Here is an 18,660-nt window from a genome sequence, read left to right on the forward strand (position 1 = left end):
TACCCGTCGACTGCTTACTCGTCCACCATGCGCCGCACCTCGACGCTCCCCTTCGGTCCCACCGGGATCCGGCAGGCCAGATCGGCCGCCGCGGCTCGGTCGGGCGCCGACAGGATGTACAGGGCGATCACTGCCTCCTGCGCATCCTCGGGCCCGTCGGAGAGAATCATCTCGTCGCCGCGGGTCCGCACGGTGGTAGCAGAGGAGGGCGGATGGAACACCGCGACGCCGCGGATGGCGTCGGATATCGCGCCGAGGGACGCTTTCGCCGAGTGATCGACGGCGCCTTGTTCCGCGTCCTGCGCCTGGTCGCGCACTATCGCGAGCCAGCAGCCGGCCGTCTCGTCCGACACGGTCCAGTTCTCCAGCGGCCACAATTCGGTATAACCCTCGTCCATACCGGGGATACGGCGCGTCAGGTCCAGCGCTGTATCGAGGTCATCGGCCGCGAAGACGTAGAAACCACCGACCACCACCTCGGCCAGCTCAGCGAAGGGGCCGTCCGTGATCAGCGGTGCACCATCCGATCGGCGGATGGTCACCGCATCCACCGACGGGTACAGAGCAGCCCCGCCCACGATCGCCGCGCCCGCGTATTTCCCGAACTCGTCATGGAGAGCGACCTCCGCGTCGAATTCGTCGGTTCCGGGTACGACCTCCGGCCCGATCTCCGGACCCACCAACAGCGCGAGAAAGTCCATGATTGCCATCCTCTCGTGTCCGTGAGGAGCAGGAAAGCCCCTCACCATGACGACGAACGAGCAGGTGCCGATCGGACACCGCCCCGCCTGCGGACAACCCCGCGGGCGAAGAGTGGTCTTGCGCGTTACACTGCTTGGCATGCAGCGTGCGCTTCTTCTCGGCCGCCGCGGCGGGATTTGACCAGACCGGCCTCCCGTCGCGGGGTTTCGTCGCGCCGGTCGATATCCTGATCTGGACTCACAAGTCCCCTTTTTTCTTGGAGTACGTCATGTCACCCGCCGACGCTTTCACCTCCGGTTCGCGCAACATCACGCCGCCGACCAAGCCTGCTCCCGCCGACCAGGCATCGTGGAACAAGCAGAAGAACTCATCGATGCCCACCTACCGGTACCGACCCTTCGCCGAAGAGGTCGAGCCCGTCTCGCTCCCCGACCGGACGTGGCCCGACAAGATCATCGACCGCGCACCGGGTTGGTGCGCCGTCGATCTGCGTGACGGCAACCAGGCGCTGATCGACCCTATGAGCCCGGCCCGCAAGCGCCGCATGTTCGATCTGCTGGTCCGCATGGGCTACAAGGAGATCGAGGTCGGATTCCCGTCGGCGAGCCAGACCGATTTCGATTTCGTCCGGGAGATCATCGAGGACAACGCAATCCCCGATGACGTCACCATCCAGGTGCTGACGCAGTCGCGGCCCGAGCTGATCACCCGCACCTTCGAGGCCTGCGCAGGCGCGCAGAACGTGATCGTGCATTTCTACAACTCGACGTCCATCCTGCAGCGCCGCGTCGTGTTCAAGGCCGACAAGGATACCGTCAAGAAGATCGCCACCGATGCTGCGGAACTGGTGATCGAGACGGCAAAGAACTATCCGGATACGAACTGGCGGTGGGAGTACTCCCCCGAGTCCTACACCGGCACCGAACTGTCGTACGCCAAGGAGGTCTGTGACGCGGTCGTGGACACTCTCGGCGGCACCCCCGAGAACCCGGTCATCATCAACCTGCCCGCCACCGTCGAGATGGCGACGCCGAACGTCTATGCCGACTCGATCGAGTGGATGCACCGGAATCTGGCCAAGCGCGACTCGATCATCCTGTCGCTGCACCCGCACAACGACCGGGGCACCGGAGTTGCCGCGGCCGAGCTGGGTTACCAGGCCGGCGCCGACCGCATCGAGGGTTGCCTGTTCGGAAACGGCGAGCGCACCGGCAACGTGTGCCTGGTGACGCTGGGCCTGAACATGTTCAGCCGCGGCGTCGACCCGCAGATCGACTTCTCCGACATCGACGAGATCCGGCGCACCGTCGAGTACTGCAACCAGTTGCCTGTCCCCGAACGTCACCCCTACGGCGGCGACCTGGTCTACACCGCGTTCTCCGGCAGCCACCAGGACGCCATCAACAAGGGCATGGACGTCATGAAGGCCGACGCGGACGCCGCGGGCGCCGACGTCGATGACATCATCTGGGCAGTTCCCTACCTGCCGATCGACCCGAAGGACGTCGGTCGAAGCTACGAGGCCGTGATCCGCGTGAACTCGCAGTCCGGCAAGGGCGGCGTCGCGTACATCATGAAGCACGACCACGGATTGAACATGCCGCGCCGGCTCCAGGTCGAGTTCTCGCAGGCCGTGCAGAAGGTCACTGACGGCGAAGGAGGCGAGGTCAGCCCGAAGGAGATGTGGGACATCTTCAACGAGGAGTACCTGGCACCCATCACGCCGCTCGAGCGCATCAAGCAGAAGGTCACCGCAGCCGAGACCGACGACGGTGAGGACACCGTGGTCGCTCTGCTGAAGGTCGACGGCGTCGAGAAAGAGATCACCGGTTCCGGCAACGGACCGCTGGCAGCATTCGTCGACGGCCTGGAATCCCTCGGCTATCAGGTGGCGGTGCGTGGCTACGCCGAGCATGCGATGTCGGCCGGTGACGACGCCAACGCCGCGGCATTCGTCGAAGCCGACGTGACACGTCCCGACGGCACTACCGCTCTGGTGTGGGGTGCGGGTATCGCACCGTCGATCACCGTAGCGTCGCTGCGCGCAGTCGTCTCGGCAGTGAACCGCGCTCACCGCTGACGAAACGATCAGCTCCCCCGAACGCGTCGGGGCCCCGACGGGGCCCCGACGCGTTCGTCGTCCGGCCCTGGAGAACTCAGAGTTCGCATTCCCCTGCAACAGGACAATCCCGGCTGTAATCTGCGGATGGCATCTCGACTCGATCGCGTTCTGCATTCCGGAAAAACGCGATACTCCGTCGAAATCCGAACTGGGTTCGTGCACATGATGGTCCATACGTAGACGGAGAATTGCATGGAATTCTGGGACATCATCTGGTACATAATCGTATGCTTCGCCTTCATCGCTTACCTGATCATGCTGTGGATGATCATCAGCGACCTGTTCCGGAATCGGGAACAGTCCGGCTGGGTCAAGGCGATCTGGATCGTCTTCCTGTTCATCGTCCCGTGGCTCACCGCCCTGGTGTACCTGATCGTGCACGGCGACGGAATGGCGAAGCGGTCGGCCCGCGAAGCGGCCGAGTTCAAGTCGGCACAGGACAACTACATTCGGGACGTCGCAGGAAAGAAGTCTCCTGCGGAACACATCGCGGATGCGAAGGCACTCCTCGATTCAGGCACGATCACCGAGGACGAGTTCCAAGCCCTCAAGGCGAAAGCTCTGGCCTGATCCTCGCTGATCCGCCCCGATCGGCGTGATCGAACCGCGTCGCGCGAACATGATCTCATCGCGCCGATCGGGCAGGGTACGAGTCCGTAACACGGCTGTGGAAAACTCGGCGCGTGGCTACAACGACGGGGATCTCGGCTCGCGGGCGCATCGCGTTGCGCGCGGCCGAAGCAGCTGCGTGGGCATCACGCAAAGCCGGACGCGGCAACGGGTCCATGATCGGCGGGCTCATCGCCCTCAAAATCGATCCGGGGCTGATGACGCAGCTCGGTCGCGGGCGCCGCACCGTGCTGGTGACCGGCACCAACGGAAAGTCCACGACCACGCGGATGACCGCGGCCGCGCTCGAAACCATCGACGCCGTCGTGACCCAACCCGATGGTGCGAACATGGACGCGGGCATCGTGTCGGCTCTCGCCGCGAACCGCACCGCGCGACTCGCCGCCATCGAGGTCGACGAACTCCACACGCCGCATGTCGCCGATTCGCTGGGGCCCGAAGCGATCGTGCTGCTCAACCTCACCCGAGATCAGCTCGACCGCGTCGGCGAGATCAACATGATCGAGCGCAGACTTCGCGCGGGGCTGCAGGGGCACACCAACGCAACGATCATCGCCAACTGCGACGACGTGCTGGTGACCTCCGCTGCCTTCGACAATCCGAACGTCGTGTGGGTCGCCGCCGGAGCCGGGTGGGCCGGCGACTCGGTGAGCTGCCCCCGCACCGGCGAACCCATCGTGCGCGACGGCGACCACTGGTACAGCACTGGATCGGACTTCGCCCGTCCGACGCCCGACTGGTGGGTCGACGAAGACAATCTCCACGGGCCCGACGGCCTCGTTCTGCCTTTGAAACTGACCCTGCCCGGGCGTGCGAACCGCGGCAACGCGGCGCAGGCCGTCGCCGCCGCCGTCGCACTCGGTGCAGATCCCGCGAAGGCTGCGGCAGCGACATCGGTGGTCGAAGAAGTTGCGGGACGCTACAAGACCGTGCAGGTCGGGCCACATTCGGTCCACATGCTCCTGGCGAAGAACCCCGCCGGCTGGCAGGAGGCACTGTCGATGATCGATCCGACCGTCGACGGCCTGGTGATCGCGGTCAATGGTCAGGTGCCGGACGGCGAGGACCTGTCGTGGCTGTGGGATGTACGTTTCGAACACTTCGAGAATGTGCAGGTGGTCGCCGCAGGTGAGCGCGGCACCGACCTCGCCGTGCGGCTGACATACGCAGGAGTCGAGCACACACTCGTCGCGGATCCGCTGCGCGCCATCGCCTCGTGCCCTCCCGGACGCGTCGAGGTTCTCGCCAACTACACGGCGTTCCGGGATCTGAACACCGCGATTGCCAAGGGGGCTACGAATGTCTGAGTCGACAGTGCGGATCGGCCTCGTCCTGCCCGATGTCATGGGCACCTACGGCGACGGAGGCAACGCACTGGTGTTGCGTCAGCGCCTCCGCATGCGCGGCCACAACGCCGAGATCATCGAGATCGGTCTGAACGATCCCGTCCCCGATTCACTCGACCTCTACACACTCGGCGGCGCCGAAGACGCGGCACAGCGCCTCGCGACACGCCACCTTCTGCGCTACCCAGGTCTGCAGAAGGCGGCGGAACGCGGCGCACCCGTCCTGGCGATCTGCGCGGCGATCCAGGTGCTCGGGCACTGGTACGAGACTTCGGCCGGTGAGCGCGTCGACGGTGTGGGGCTGCTCGACGCGACGACGTCACCGCGTAAGACCCGGGCGATCGGGGAGATCGTCCTCACCCCGAGCATTCCGGGCCTCACCGCGCCGGTTTCCGGTTTCGAAAACCACAGGGGCGGAACGACACTCGGACCCGATACGAAACCCCTCGGCAAGGTGACCCGAGGCGTGGGCAACGGCGTCGGCGACGGAAACGAAGGCGCGGTGCGGGGTTCGGTCTATGGAACATATCTGCACGGCCCTGTGCTGGCACGTAACCCCGAATTCGCCGACCACCTGCTCGCTCGCGCTCTGAACGTCGAGTCCCTGCCTCCGCTCGACCTACCGGAGGTCGAGCAGCTCCGCCGAGAGCGACTGCGCGCGTAGAGGTCTCAGTTCTGTGCGACGTGTCCGAGAATCAGGGCGGCCAGTTCGTCCGGCACCTCATCGGGGATCCAGTGACTGACCCCAGCGAGTGTTTCGAGGCGATAGGGCGCCGCGACGTAGCGGGGGTTGGCGTCGACCGCGGCGCGCCCGATCGCAACGTCGGCGTCGCTCCACACCATCAGCGTGGGCACCTCGACACGGCCGAGACTCGACCGCGGATCGGTCAGCGGTAGCGAGCGGTACCAGTTCAGCCCGCCTCGGACGGCAAGGCGATCACGCATGCGCTCCACGTCGCGCGCGGCGGCAGCCGGTGACTGTCCCGTCCTCCGCAGAACAGCGCTGCTCACCGCCGGGACGGTCAGCAACCTTTCCGGAATCCACGGCAACTGGAAAGCCAACATGTACCAGGACTTGAACAATTGCGTGCTGGTGATCATCGACCGCAGGAAGGCAGCGGGGTGGGGTACCGACACCGCGGTCAGCGTGCGCACCAGATCCGGATGCCGCGCGGCCGCCGCCCATGCGACGGCCGCACCCCAGTCGTGGCCCACCAGGTGAACGGGACCTCCCCCCGCCTTCGCGATGAGGGCCGCCACATCGGCGACGAGATGGAAGAGGCGATAGTCGCGCCGACGCAGGGGGCGCGCAGATGGGGAGTAGCCGCGCTGATCGGGCGTGATCGTGCGATATCCGGCCTCGTTCAATTTCGCCGCAACGCCGTCCCACGACCGCGAATCCTGCGGGAAGCCGTGCAGCAGAACGACCGGTTCGCCGTCGATCGGGCCTTGATCACGCACGTCGAATGTCAGGCCGTCGCGCATGACAGCGTCGATTCGCTCCCCCACCGAACTCCTCCCCGACCACCCCTGAACAGGGGTTCGGCCCGTCGATACGCTTTCGCGTTCTCCGGGCCGGATCTCTGCTTCACGAGCCTCTGTCGTCCTCGGACGTCTGCTCGATTCGCACTACCGATGTTATCTACATCACACCACCTGCGTCAAGAGGGCGCGTTGACTCATCCAAAGTGCCCGCGTAGCCCCCTACGTTGACTCATCCAACAATGCCCGCCTGCGGCGTGTCACCCGAGGACGTGTCCGGGGTTGCGCTATCGCCGGAGGATGGGATTGACGATGGTCGAACGCAAAGCCGTGACCAAGACGATCGCGACCCGCTACACCCGGGCCGACAAGGCCGGCAAAGCGCGGATCCTGGACGAATTGTGCGCCACCACGGGTTGGCACCGAGATCATGCCCGCAAAGCGCTGCGCGTCGCGCTGCGACCGCAGGTGGTGCGCCCCCGGACTCCGCGGTCACCGAAGTACGGACCGAACGTCATAGCGGCACTGATCTTCTGCTGGGCGGTGTTGGGGATGCCCGCCGGTAAACGGCTCGCCCCGGTCCTGGGTGAGCTGGTGCCACGGCTGCGTCGGTTCGGTGAGTTGGACATCGATGACGCCACCGCCGCGCTGCTGGTATCGATGTCGGCCGCGACCATCGATCGGCGTCTGGCCCCGGAACGGAAGAAACTCGAGTTGCGGGGTCGCAGTCACACCAAGCCGGGGTCGTTGCTCAAGTCGCAGATCCCGATCCGTACCTGGGCGCAGTGGGACGATGCGGTCCCGGGGTTCGTCGAGATCGACCTGGTCGGGCACGAGGGCGGCAACGCGGTCGGAGATCATGCCTACACACTGACGGTGACCGATATCGCCACCGGGTGGACCGAGAACCGCAGCGTGCGCAACAAGGCCCGCAGGTGGGTGATCGCCGCGCTGGACGAGATCGCGCAGGTCATGCCGTTCCCGGTCCTGGGAATCGACTCGGACAACGGGTCGGAGTTCATCAACTACCACCTGCTGACATGGTGCCAGCAGCGCAAGGTCACCTTCACTCGGTCGCGTCCGGGCACTTCCAACGATGGTGCGCATGTCGAGCAGAAGAACTGGGCAATCGTGCGCACGATCGTGGGTTATCACCGTTATGACACCGAAGCGGAGTTGTTGTTGCTCAACAGGATTTGGGTGTTGCAGTCGCGGTTGGCCAACTTCTTCTGTCCGCAGCAGCAACTGATCTCGAAGGTGCGCGACGGTGCGAAGGTGACCAAGAGGTACGACACCGCGACCACTCCGCACCGGCGTGCCGAGCGCCACGCGTGCGTCGGCGTCGAGGACAAGGCAATCCTGGTCGATAACTACGATCGGCTGAATCCTGCCGCACTCCAGCGGGGGATTCAGGCGCTGACCACCGAGTTGTTGGCAGTGACGATGAGCAAGAAGGGTCCGGCTCGGAAGGCCCTCGTCACGCGGGCATCCTCAGATGAGTCTACGAATCGGGTTTGCCGGGCATCTTGACATGAGGCAACAGGGCAGACACGCCACCCCCTCGTCGGAACGGGCTGCATCCGCGCGCAGTCCCGGCTGCCCGTTTCGGGTACCGCGCACGCCTACCCACCCCGAGCATCTCGTTCGGTGCGCGCGAGGGCAATGTTGTTGTAGAGCGCCGATCTCTTCAAACCCGTGTTCCTGCACAGTGTTTCGATTTTAAACTGTCGGGTCTCGTACATTTGGAGCAGGTAAGCCCGTTCCTCCGGGGTGAGCTTGTGCGTCCGGCCTTTCATCTTGCCCGCTGCGGTGGCGGCAGCAATGGCATCCCTGGTCCGACTACGGATCAGGTCCGACTCGAATTCGGCCATCAGCCCAAGTATGCCGATGAACATCTTTCCCATCGGATCAGTCGGGTCGTAGACCTTGCCGTCGATCGACAAGGCCACTCCGCGGGCGGCGAGACGTTCGACGGTCTCGTGGAGGTCGCGTGCGGATCGGGAGAGCCGGTCGAGTTTGGTGACGCAGAACTCGTCGCCTTCGCGGCTGGCGTTGATCGCGTTCTCGAGTCCGGGCCGCTTCGCCTGGCGGCCACTGACGCCGTGGTCGATGTAGACCCGGTCGCGGTCGACGCCGACCTTCTCGAGCAGTCCGATCTGGACGGAGGTGTCCTGCCGGACGGTGCTGCACCGCGCGTACCCGATTTTCATACCCCTCCACCCTGCTGGACCCGATTCGTCCACTTGAGACTACGGGAAATTGGACAATATCAGTGGACACTCCTAGTGGACGGTCGAGCCGGAAAAACGGCAGGGTCAATCGCACTCAGAGGCCCGTTCGCCGCCGTCCGGCATGACGATGGTCAAAATGCACACCCGAACGCGCAGGAAGCCTCTCAGACGGTTTTCGGAAACTCACCTGGGATCGCGCGACTCGAGACGATCGGACCGGACCGTTGCTTCCGGGCTGTGGCACCGCTGAGTAGCGAGGCGCGAAGTACACACCACTTCCGACCTCAAAAGATCAGAAGACCTCAGCACAACACCCCGTTGGGCCAGGTCGTCACGCACACAGAGTCGGGTCGGCTGCTGCGGGAGCTGAAGCTCGGGCCCCGGACGAACTGGTACTCGCACTAGCCTCGTCTCGCCCTCAACCCCCGCCACCTCCCGGCCACCGGCCACTCCCGCTCGGTTCCACAGACTAGAGGCGTGCACTCAGCCATATCCGGCTCTTCGCAGTTGGTAGGGGCGGGTGTCGACCGACCCCGCTGCCGTGTCGGTGATTGAAAAAGGGCCAGCGCCCTTGTGAGCTGGGTGTTCTCAGGCATCCAGGACAGCAAGGAACGCGGGCATGCACCACGGTAGTTCATTGCTGCTCGATCTCGACGGCGTCGTCGTCGAATCGGTGCAGCGCACGGTCGACGGTACCCGGATCGTGCAGATCGCGACGGCACCGCAGTGGGTCGGGGTCTGCCCGGAGTGCGGACAGAAGTCCACGCATTCGAAAGGGTTGGGTCACCACCAGACCACGGGACGTCCAGGTGGGGCCGGACCGTCCGCTACTTGTATGGAAGAAGCGGAAATGGATGTGCACCAACATCACCTGCGGGAGGAAGGTGTTCACCGAGTCGACGCCGGGGGTGCCGCCCCGGGCACGGGTCACCCCACGAGCGAAGATTCTGCTGGCCGACGCGGTCCTCGACGGGGACCGGTCGGTGTCCGCGGTCGCCGGCGACTACGGGTGCGCCTGGCACACCGTCCACGACCACCTCGTCGTGGTCGCCGACGCCGCCCTGGGCGACGAACCCGAACCGGTGGCCGTCCTCGGGATCGACGAGACCCGACGTGGGAAGGCGAAATGGAAACTTGCCCCGAGATCGGGGAACGGAGATGGGTGGACCGGTGGGACACCGGACTGGTCGATCTGACCGGCGATCAAGGGTTGCTGGCGCAGGTCAACGGCCGCACCTCCGCGGTGGTGATCGACTGGTTCGACGCCCGCGACGAGACGTGGAAGGCGCAGATCACCCATGTCGCGATCGATATGTCGTCCGTGTATGCGAAGGCGGTGCGCGAGGCGTTGCCGCACGCACAGTTGGTGGTGGACCGGTTCCACCTGGTCAAGAAGGCCAACGAGATGGTCGATACCGTCCGACGCCGGGGCACCCAAGCCGAGCGGGGTCGGCGCGGCCGCAAGAGCGATGTCGAATGGATCAATCGCCGCCGGCTGCTGCGGGCCGCGGAGCGCCTGACCGACGAGCAACGATCGACACTGTTCGAGAAGCTGACCTCCGCCGACCCGCACGGGGACATCGCCGCCGCGTGGATCGCGAAGGAAATGCTGCGGGATGTGTTGCGCTGCACCGACCGTGGTGGTCTGCGATACGAGATCCGAGATGCGCTGCACCGGTTCTACACGTTCTGCGCGGCGTACCGGGTCCCGGAGATCGGCAAGCTGGCGGCGACCATCTCGGCGTGGCAGGAACCGATGATCCTCGCGATCACCTCCGGCCTGTCCAACGCGCGCAGCGAAGGCTACAACCGCATCGTCAAGCACGTCGGCCGCATCGCGTTCGGATTCCGCACCCCGGAGAACCAACGCCGCCGGGTACGGTGGGCCTGCACTCGACGGTCACGTCGGGTCGCACCCCAGGGCCCCGGAATTGTCGGTTTCATGAGGTCAAGGCCAGCGCGAGCGCCTGATCGGGATGGCGGGCATGGTGCCGCAACCCGGCAGCGATGTTGTCCCATCCAGCCAGGCGCAAAAGACCGACCGCAATGTTGCGGCACGTGGCCATGATCCGAGGGGCCTGACCAGTACGAACCTGTGAGCTTCTAGGCGACTGCCCTAGGGATCCTCACCTCCAGCCGGTTGTATTTTGAGGGCATTGAACCTATATCCATCGATATTAGTGGAAGGCTCCCATTCGAAGTACACTTCCTGACCGGGACTCAATTCATGAAATCCCTTCATATCGATGACGCTAAAGTGCGCCCAGCAGCCACCTGGGGTGTCCTCCGATTCGATCACACCCCACCCGTCCGTTTTTTTCCAGAATGTAACTGACCCAACGCTCATCAACTTCACCACCATATTAGTCGATCCCACTCTCATGATGCATAGGAATCACGCATCAAAGTCGAGCACTGTATACACAAAATATCAGTCTACGAATGATATTCCACCCCACTTATCATCGAAAGAACAGTATCCGTACAATTCTTGCGCAGCCCCTATTGTATTGAATTTTATGGTGGAGTGCATAGGATAATCCACAGTAATTATCGTCTCTGGACTGTATTTGTCGTAGTGGTAATCAGTCGAATTTCCATCTTCATTCCGGAAGGCTTCGCATTTCGCAGGTGTAGCTCCGCCAGCTGCGGCGACAGACTCCACGTACGGGCTGAGCCTCATTCCCCAGGACATGGGGTAGTAGCTAGGAGCCTGACTATAATCTACTTGCCCGCTAAACTTTCCGATTTCGTCCTGTCCGACAAACGTGGTGTCATTCGGATGGAATTGATATCCCCATTCCCCCGGGTTGGGGTCAGAGACAGAACTCAAATCTAGGGTGCTCATTTTCTTGTGTTGAAATTCCTGACTTCTAACCCCGGTTGGAGAGGTCGTCTCATCAGTGGTGGGGTATCCATGTTCCCCATTTTCATATCCGGAATTCTCGTACTGCCATAGGAACATTCCCGTGATGGGGTGTGCCCCGGTGGTTGGGTGCCAGTAGATGACACCGCGCTCGAACCGGCTCATCTGCCCCTGACCGTCCGGCAGATCCAGCGGGTCCTGGATCGGATAACCGAGCAAACTACCAGGCGTTTCGGCCCCGACGGTGTTCCACTTGTCCCGAATCAGGCCGTTGCGGATCGCAGAACCGATCGCATTCTGGAACGCGACGTAGATCGCGCCGCGCTGGAACTCCTGACGACGCCCCACCCCATCGGCGTGCACGATCTCATCGGTCGTCGGATACCCGAGCATCCCGGTGGTGGACTCGTAGCCGTGGATGCCCCAGCGGTTGAGGAAGCTGTTGACCACCGGGTGCGCCCCTGTGTTGGGGTGCCAGTAGATCGGCCCATTCAAAAACGTTACCCGCTCCCCGGTCCCATCCGGGTTGACGATGTTCCCGCTCGACGGGAACGTCAGAAAGCTCGCCGGACCACCGAGGGAGTTGTACTTGTCCCGGATCGCCCCGCACACCTGGAACGGCGACGGCCAATAGGTTTGGCAGGTCACCGCCGCAATCGACATTCGCGACAGAGCGGAGCGTTCCTGCGCCTCCATCATCTCGGCCTTGTCGGCGTCTTCCTTGGTGAACGGCGCCGGGATCTCCTCCCGATCGGAACGCATCTGACCGGGCACGATCTCGGATTTCGGGTTCTGGGTCGGCGCCCAATCCAGATCCGGCTCGGCAGTCTTCGACGACAGTTCCGGATCGTCCGGGGTAACCGGTTGATCGGCGGCCGGTGCGGCGGGCAGCAGCTCCGCCGGAGCGGTGCGAGGTTCTCCTCGACCGGCGACACCTGCTCCGGCGCAACCTCGGGTGCGGCGGGAGCCGAGACCGTGTCGGACGCCGGGGTGACCTCCGGTGCCACGGGTTCGGGCACCGCCGTGTCGGTGATGCATTCCACCGGCACAGCAAGCGGCGTCGTGGTGGTGGTCGGAGGGGGCGTCGTGGTCGTAGTGGTTGGTGGTGTGGTGGTGGGCACCGCGCACGGATCCACCACAGCGGTCTCCGCTGGTTCCTCGACTGGCACCAGCTCCGGTGCGGCCGGGGTTGTCGTGGTCACCGGCGCGGTCGGTGGTGTCTCGACCGGCTGGGCGAAGGCTGCCGATCCCCCGGCGGCAACCATCAACACCGTCGTGCCCGCGACCAGGCACCGCCGCAGCCATCTGTGTCGGGACATGACGGAGCCACCTGTGGTGTGCGAATCCATCTGTTACCTACTTCTCGTAGTCCGATAGGTACAGCGGTGGCGCCATCGCTTCACTGAAAGTTAAACGGTTTCCCAAAAACCACAAACGCAACAGATAACACTTCGGTCACAAAAACCATTCATCCGGTATGTTTCTGTTTCGGTGCACTGAACCCGACATTCGGTGCTAGACAGACAAGATCGTCTCCACCCGGAGCCGAGGGGCACCCCTATGGGGATGACCGCGAATTGATTTGCAGGAGTGCGTAATGCGGGTGCGTGACGGCGTGACGAGGTCGAGGGTGCGGCGACGGATGGCCACCGGTGTGGCCGCGGCTGCACTGGCGGTGCTGTGCCTGACCGGCGGTGGTGTGGCCGCGGCCGCGCCGGTACAACCGGCGGCAGACTGCCAGACGTATTGGCCGTCGCCATTCCAGGTGTGCGATCAGATCAAGGACCTGTACAACAGTCTCGGTGGGGCGGCGAGCCCGCTCGGGTTCCCGTCGTCGGCGGCGCAGCCGTACGGGACCGACGGGCTGCGGCAGACGTTCACCGGCGGGGCGATCATCTGGACACCGGGCACCGGCGCCTACGTCGAATAACCCCGGCGGCTGCGGCGCGGGCGGGCAATCGGACACTCGGATCAGAAGTAGATCTGCCGGACATCCTCGATCCGGGCCAGCTCGCCCGCGGGAGTGTCGGGGTCGCTGGCGGCCAGCCGCACCGCGGCCTGCGCGGTCTCGGCGAGCCAGCTCGACTCGTCATCGCAGGTGTAGGTGGCGTGATCACGCATCCGCCCGTGTCGGTCGACGTCGAAGACCATCACCCGTTCGTGCTGGTCGGCGAACATCGCTCTGCGGATGAAATCAGCGGCGCCGGGGCGGCGTTTCGGCGGTGCAAGCTGTGTCAGCTGCCAGCCCAGCAGTTGTAGCTCGGCGAACGGATACTGCGTCAGGAACGTGTACTGTCGCGACCTCATGCTGGCGAGGATGCCTGCCAGCACCGACACGCTCCCCTACAGACGCACTCCCTGACACCGGGACTGTGAAAGGAAAGTCGGGTGCGGGGTGCGTCGACTCGCCAAGAATGCCGTCGGAGTCGCCGGGCGAGCCCGACGGTTCGGGGGTGGAGGGCGGGGTGCAGAGGACACTTCGGGAGTGCACCACGGTCATGGTGGACATCGGCTGTGACCGTTCGAACGGTGTGGCCGCCTCAGGTGCAGGTGTGGGCGGCGTCGAACTGGTCGAGGACATCGCGCGGAACCCGGCCGCGGGAGCTGACCGCGATCTCCTGGCCTTTCGCCCATGCGCGGATCAGCGAGCTGATAGCGGTCCCGGCCTGGTTTGCGGGTCTGTGATGTCCGTCGCGCATTTTGTCGGCGTTCTTCGCTACACTGGGCAACAACACGGCCAGCCTTCCGCTCTTTCGAGGGGGAGGCTGGTTTTCTGGTTTCCGTGAGTCGCTCCACCTACGGCAAACCGTTCAAGACCATCACCGAACAGCGCCAACTGCTGGAATCGCGAGGGATGACGATACCGGACCACACCGCGGCTGAACGGTGGCTGAGTTCGGTCGGCTACTACCGCCTCAGCGGCTATTGGTACCCCTATCGCGTCCGAACTCAGGCCGCCGGTGCACCACCGGTCATCGGCGACGACTTTCAGCCGGGTACCTCGTTCGAGCAGATCGTCGAGCTCTACGACTTCGATCGCAAACTCAAACTTCTCGTTCTCGACGCCATCGAACGAGTCGAGGTCGCGATGCGACTACGTGTCGGCCACACCCTCGGCCGCCGCGGCGCCTTCGCGCACACCGACCCGAACATGCTCAGCACCGAGTTCGTCGGGGTGAGCAGTCCGTCCCAAGCGCCAGCGCACGCCGAATGGCTCGAGAGCGCGCACGCGAAATGGCTCCGCAAAGTCGCACAAGAACAGTCCCGGTCGAAGGAAGAGTTCGTCAAACACTTCACCCGTAAGTACGGTGGCCCCCTCCCGGTGTGGGTAGTCACCGAGATCCTCGACTTCGGGGGCCTGTCCCGACTGTACGAGGGGCTCCAACAAAAAGACCGCGACGACATCGCCTCCGGCTTCGGCCTGACGGACAACTCCGGAGCTGGTCACGGTGCCGCCTTGGTGAGCTGGATGAAGAACCTCAACTACATTCGGAACACCTGCGCACACCACTCGCGGCTGTGGAACCGCAACATCGACGTCCAACTGTCCTACCGTCATCTGCTGGTGGTCCCCGAGCTGCACCACGCCGCGTCACCGACCGTGACGAAGCGGGTCTACGCATCGTTGGCGGTGCTGGCCTACCTTCTCGAACGCATCAGCCCGGGATCGACATGGGCGGCGAACATCATTCGCCACATCAGGACCGGACTCGCGAAGATGAATCGATCCGAGGCCGAGATAGGCTGCCCGTCAGGATGGACGACCGAAGCCCTCTGGGTGCAGCAGACCGATCCGTGATGGACAGCCCTCGCTTTCCACTCCGTCCCCGCCGACCGATCAGGTCAGATGTGGTCGCCGCACACCGGACTCGTGTCGACGGTCCAGCCCCGCTCTTCGAGCCACCGCACAATCGCAGCAGGCAACGCACCGCCGCCCTCGATGCCGCTGATCAGCGCCCCCTGCCCGCAGCGCGTGCAGGTGACCGCCACAACCTGCTCGTGGGGCTGACAGCGGGCGCAGTGCCGCCGTTCACGGACCTGCCCGCCTGGGTCGAGGTGCAGCCAGAGCGTGTCGAGGTCGTCGAGATGCGGGATCATCTCCCGCCGCGTCGACGGCCGGTATCCGCAGGTTGGGCACTCGAGCCGATCCGCCGACGCCGACGCCGACTCCGGCACCGTCACAGCCGATGAAGCAGGCACGGGCTCCGGCGAATCCGCGGCGGTAACCGGCTGGGCCGGCCGCGCAGGCAGGTGCCGGTAGAGGGTCGAGCGGGTCAACCCGGTCTTGGCGACGATCTCGGCGACGGTGGCGCCGCCGTCCCGGAGTTGGATCGCGTGCGCGATCTGGGATTCGGACACCACTGACGGGCGGCCGGTGCGCCGGCCTTTCGCGGTGGCCACCGCCCGAGCGTGGGCGGCCCGTTCGAGGCTGTAGGTGCGTTCCATCTGCCCGAACAACGCCAACAGCACCACCGCCAGCTGCGCCATCGGATCGTCCGGATCCGACGAGTCGATCCGGATCGGATCGGCGAGGTTCCGCACCCCGACACCGCGTTCGTGCAGGTCGTGGATCAGGTTCAAGGTGTCCCGCACGGTGCGGCCCATCCGGTCCAAAGTATGAACAACGATGACGTCCCCGCCGCGGGCGTACTGGAGCAGCGCCGTCAGACCCGGTCGGTCGAGGGTGGCCCCGGACTTCTTGTCGACATAGATGCGCTGCGGGTCGACCCCCGCCGCGGTGAGAGCATCGATCTGCCGGTCGAGGTCCTGCTTGGTCGTCGACACCCTCGCCTAGCCCAGCTCCATGCGCCGGACAGTACCGAAAGTTGTGTCCGTACGAATGTTTCGACACGCAGTTGTGGACTCAACTTTTGAGACGCGGTTTCCTGGCCTTCACCACAGGTGGACCGGTAATCGTGAACCGTCCTGAAAGCAAGGAAATGAGACACTACGCAACCTCAATCCCTTGGCGTTGGACCGGCGGCGCCGACGAGCTTCTCCGCGGTTCAGCTTGCGACTGGAATAGGCCAGTGGTCGATCTCAGTCTCAGTGGCGTTGTCCTGATCCTAGGATTCCTGCCGGAACCGTCCGGACGCTACTGGATGGGCCATCGAAGTATCGCTTCGGACCAGGGGTAGCCGTAGTACTCGGACAGCGACACCATCAACCCTCGTCCGGAGCCCTCCTGATCTCGGCCAGTCAGGCAGGTTCGCGGCGCGACGCCACTCAGCCTGCGAGAAAGCTACGTCGAGCGTGTATTCATCCCACCGCGTTACTCATCCAAAGTGCCCGCGTACGGCTCCGAAGCGGACCTCGCGCATCTTGATCGGTGGCTGCAGCGCGTGGATCCTCACGAAGACCTCGGCCTGATCCGCCGTTTCAGCTATGCGCCGGTTGCGTCGGCCGGGCCTGCGCCGGCCAGGATTCGCGACGGAACATGGTTCGCCCAGCCGGATTCGGGCCAATTGAACCAACCTGACGATGCGAAGGTCCCGCCGTCCGGGTGCAACGTCGTCCCGGTGATGAATGCCGACAACTTCGATGCAAGGAAAACCACACTGTTCGACACATCGGTGACGTGTCCTGCCCGGCCCATCGGGATCGCGACACGGAGCCCGTCGGGAGTCGACAGGGACGAATCACCGCCGCCGAGGGAGGCCAGCTTGGCGAGGTTGGGAGTCGGAACGTAGTCGGGCGCCACATTGTTGACCCGGATGCCGTCAGGGGCAACCTCGATCGAGAGCGTTCGCGCGAACTGCTCGACAGCCGCCTTCGCCGCCGAGTAGACAGCGAAACCCGGCGCCGCCCGGTGCGCTTCGATTGTCGTGAGATTGATGATGCTGCCACCGCGCCCACCGGCCTGCATCCGGGGCACTGCGAGCGAACACGCGTGGAGCACGTGCGAAAGGTTGGTGCGCAGAATCGCGTCCCACCCCTTCGCGCCGGTGTCGACGAACTGCGCCCGAAACGTGCCTCCGACGATGTTGACGAGGGTGTCGACCCGGCCCCAACGCTCGTCGACCTGCTCGAACAGCGCCGTCAGCGCGTCGGGTTCGCGGACGTCGCCCTGCGTGACGATGCAGTCGACGCCCTGCTTGTCGAGCGAGTCGCGTAGCTCCTTCACCGCAGAGTCATCGAGGTCGATGACAGCGGGACGCACGCCGTTCGCGGAGAGATCCTCCACGATGGCGGTGCCGAGGCCTCCGGCGCCGCCGGTGATCACGGCGACGGTTCCGTCCAATCCAGCACGTTCTTCGAACCAACCCATACCGCTCACCCTCGCCCGATATAGGTGGATCCGAAGGACTCGAGGAATTCGACGGTGGCCGAAAGACTCTCGATGGGGCACGACACCAGCACCCAGTCGACTCCGGCCTTCTCCAGTCGGTCGAGCACGTCGCGATGCCTGTCGACGTCGACAGTGGGCGAGGAGATCTCACTGCTGTACGAATAGACGACATCGATGTGGTCGGTGCGGCCTGCGGTGACCGCCTGTGCACGGAGCTCGGCGATATCGCCGCCGAGTTGCTCGACCGGGCCGAGTTCTGCGGTGCGTGCCGTTGTACTCAGGGTCGCGCCACCGGACATCGGCATCCACCCCTGGGCGCGCTGCGCAACCCGGCGCCTGGTCAGTTTGGAGTTGCCTCCGATCCAGATCGGAATCGGATCCTGAACGGGGCGGGGTCGGGCGATGATGTCCTGTGCGCTGAAATGCCGCCCCTGGTACGAGAACGGTTCGCCGCTCCAATGCATCGGGAGCACATCGAGCGCCTCGTCGAACAGTGCGTTGCGCTCGTCGAAGTCCACGCCGAGCGCATGGAATTCACGTTTCTGATAGCCCGTTCCGATGCCGAGGGTGAACCGACCACCGGACAGCTTGTCCAAGGTGGCCGCTGCCTTCGCGAGCAGGAACGGATTGCGGTAGGGAACTACTGCGAGATAGGTGAGCAGCCTCAGCCGCTCGGTCGCGGCGGCCACGTAGCCGAGCGCGACGAATGAATCGAGAGTCTGATGCCCGCCGCGGTCGAGCCACTTCGCACCCGGTGCCGGATGTTCACTGAACGAGAGAGCATCGAATCCTGCCCGTTCCGCCGCGACGGCGACATCGCGCAGCGGGCCCGGGTCGAGAACATCGCCGTCGGAACCGCTGATCTCGGGGTAATGGAAGATGAAGCGCATCGCCTGCCTCGTCGCACCTGAGAATCCAACCGGGATTCTGAATCGAGAAAACTATCCTTCCGATTCAAGATAGTCACATTCTCAGGTGATGCAACAGGGTCT

At 64.4% G+C, this 18,660-nt stretch carries 18 protein-coding genes and 1 pseudogene; 9 read left to right on the forward strand and 10 right to left on the reverse strand.

Going from position 1 to position 18,660, the window contains the following annotated elements:
• Positions 1-14: 14 nt before the first annotated feature.
• A complete protein-coding gene (locus HCA61_RS23925) occupies positions 15-701 on the reverse strand; it encodes a YciI family protein (protein WP_169690684.1) in 687 nt (228 codons plus the stop codon).
• A gap of 269 nt (positions 702-970) precedes the next feature.
• Between HCA61_RS23925 and leuA the strand changes: the two genes are divergently transcribed.
• The 4 genes from leuA to HCA61_RS23945 all read left to right on the forward strand — a co-directional run bounded on the left by leuA (position 971) and on the right by HCA61_RS23945 (position 5,464).
• On the forward strand, positions 971-2,782 hold the full coding sequence (gene leuA / locus HCA61_RS23930) for a 2-isopropylmalate synthase (protein ID WP_169690685.1): 1,812 nt from the start codon (positions 971-973) through the stop codon (positions 2,780-2,782).
• A 234-nt stretch (positions 2,783-3,016) separates the two neighbouring features.
• Complete coding sequence (locus tag HCA61_RS23935; protein WP_169690686.1) at positions 3,017-3,394, forward strand: SHOCT domain-containing protein; 378 nt, start codon at positions 3,017-3,019, stop codon at positions 3,392-3,394.
• A gap of 113 nt (positions 3,395-3,507) precedes the next feature.
• The gene (locus HCA61_RS23940; protein ID WP_169690687.1) at positions 3,508-4,761 is read left to right on the forward strand and encodes a Mur ligase family protein; all 1,254 of its coding nucleotides are present in this window, start codon (positions 3,508-3,510) and stop codon (positions 4,759-4,761) included.
• A complete protein-coding gene (locus HCA61_RS23945) occupies positions 4,754-5,464 on the forward strand; it encodes a glutamine amidotransferase (protein ID WP_169690688.1) in 711 nt (236 codons plus the stop codon). Before HCA61_RS23940 ends, HCA61_RS23945 begins: the two co-directional genes overlap by 8 nt.
• Before the next feature lie 5 nt (positions 5,465-5,469).
• On the opposite strand, the gene HCA61_RS23950 is transcribed toward HCA61_RS23945, so the two are convergent.
• Entirely contained in the window at positions 5,470-6,285 is an 816-nt protein-coding gene (locus tag HCA61_RS23950; RefSeq protein ID WP_169690775.1) for an alpha/beta fold hydrolase, read from the reverse strand.
• Between the two features lie 297 nt (positions 6,286-6,582).
• Between HCA61_RS23950 and HCA61_RS23955 the strand changes: the two genes are divergently transcribed.
• Complete coding sequence (locus HCA61_RS23955; RefSeq protein WP_169690689.1) at positions 6,583-7,812, forward strand: DDE-type integrase/transposase/recombinase; 1,230 nt, start codon at positions 6,583-6,585, stop codon at positions 7,810-7,812.
• A 92-nt stretch (positions 7,813-7,904) separates the two neighbouring features.
• Here the strand turns inward: HCA61_RS23955 and HCA61_RS23960 are convergent, their stop codons facing one another.
• Complete coding sequence (locus HCA61_RS23960; RefSeq protein WP_169690690.1) at positions 7,905-8,492, reverse strand: recombinase family protein; 588 nt, start codon at positions 8,490-8,492, stop codon at positions 7,905-7,907.
• A gap of 594 nt (positions 8,493-9,086) precedes the next feature.
• Here HCA61_RS23960 and HCA61_RS23965 point away from each other — a divergent pair.
• Positions 9,087-10,425, forward strand: a pseudogene (locus HCA61_RS23965) (ISL3 family transposase); the annotation flags it as partial.
• 204 nt (positions 10,426-10,629) lie between these two features.
• Here HCA61_RS23965 and HCA61_RS23970 read toward each other — a convergent pair.
• Together HCA61_RS23970 and HCA61_RS23975 are read right to left on the reverse strand one after the other, a co-directional pair.
• The gene (locus HCA61_RS23970) at positions 10,630-10,896 is read right to left on the reverse strand and encodes a cold shock domain-containing protein (RefSeq protein ID WP_308198852.1); all 267 of its coding nucleotides are present in this window, start codon (positions 10,894-10,896) and stop codon (positions 10,630-10,632) included.
• A 48-nt stretch (positions 10,897-10,944) separates the two neighbouring features.
• The gene (locus HCA61_RS23975; protein ID WP_240960067.1) at positions 10,945-12,417 is read right to left on the reverse strand and encodes a hypothetical protein; all 1,473 of its coding nucleotides are present in this window, start codon (positions 12,415-12,417) and stop codon (positions 10,945-10,947) included.
• Here HCA61_RS23975 and HCA61_RS23980 point away from each other — a divergent pair.
• Together HCA61_RS23980 and HCA61_RS23985 are read left to right on the forward strand one after the other, a co-directional pair.
• Positions 12,409-12,756: a hypothetical protein gene (locus HCA61_RS23980; protein WP_169690691.1), complete on the forward strand. Its 348-nt coding sequence runs from the start codon at positions 12,409-12,411 to the stop codon at positions 12,754-12,756. The genes HCA61_RS23975 and HCA61_RS23980 overlap by 9 nt on opposite strands.
• A 220-nt stretch (positions 12,757-12,976) precedes the next feature.
• Positions 12,977-13,309: a hypothetical protein gene (locus HCA61_RS23985; RefSeq protein WP_240960068.1), complete on the forward strand. Its 333-nt coding sequence runs from the start codon at positions 12,977-12,979 to the stop codon at positions 13,307-13,309.
• A 41-nt stretch (positions 13,310-13,350) separates the two neighbouring features.
• On the opposite strand, the gene HCA61_RS23990 is transcribed toward HCA61_RS23985, so the two are convergent.
• Entirely contained in the window at positions 13,351-13,686 is a 336-nt protein-coding gene (locus HCA61_RS23990; RefSeq protein WP_169690692.1) for a hypothetical protein, read from the reverse strand.
• A gap of 233 nt (positions 13,687-13,919) precedes the next feature.
• The gene (locus HCA61_RS23995; RefSeq protein ID WP_169690693.1) at positions 13,920-14,114 is read right to left on the reverse strand and encodes a histone-like nucleoid-structuring protein Lsr2; all 195 of its coding nucleotides are present in this window, start codon (positions 14,112-14,114) and stop codon (positions 13,920-13,922) included.
• A 47-nt stretch (positions 14,115-14,161) separates the two neighbouring features.
• Between HCA61_RS23995 and HCA61_RS24000 the strand changes: the two genes are divergently transcribed.
• Entirely contained in the window at positions 14,162-15,178 is a 1,017-nt protein-coding gene (locus HCA61_RS24000; RefSeq protein WP_346777637.1) for an Abi family protein, read from the forward strand.
• Between the two features lie 44 nt (positions 15,179-15,222).
• Here HCA61_RS24000 and HCA61_RS26940 read toward each other — a convergent pair whose 3' ends face one another.
• The 3 genes from HCA61_RS26940 to HCA61_RS24015 all read right to left on the reverse strand — a co-directional run bounded on the left by HCA61_RS26940 (position 15,223) and on the right by HCA61_RS24015 (position 18,558).
• Entirely contained in the window at positions 15,223-16,164 is a 942-nt protein-coding gene (locus HCA61_RS26940; protein WP_247274830.1) for a recombinase family protein, read from the reverse strand.
• A gap of 598 nt (positions 16,165-16,762) precedes the next feature.
• The gene (locus HCA61_RS24010; protein ID WP_169690694.1) at positions 16,763-17,647 is read right to left on the reverse strand and encodes an SDR family oxidoreductase; all 885 of its coding nucleotides are present in this window, start codon (positions 17,645-17,647) and stop codon (positions 16,763-16,765) included.
• A 5-nt stretch (positions 17,648-17,652) separates the two neighbouring features.
• The gene (locus HCA61_RS24015) at positions 17,653-18,558 is read right to left on the reverse strand and encodes an LLM class F420-dependent oxidoreductase (RefSeq protein WP_169690695.1); all 906 of its coding nucleotides are present in this window, start codon (positions 18,556-18,558) and stop codon (positions 17,653-17,655) included.
• Positions 18,559-18,660 lie beyond the last annotated feature (102 nt).

Origin of the sequence: Rhodococcus sp. HNM0563, from assembly GCF_012726195.1 — a bacterium.
Classification (GTDB): Bacteria; Actinomycetota; Actinomycetes; order Mycobacteriales; family Mycobacteriaceae; genus Rhodococcus.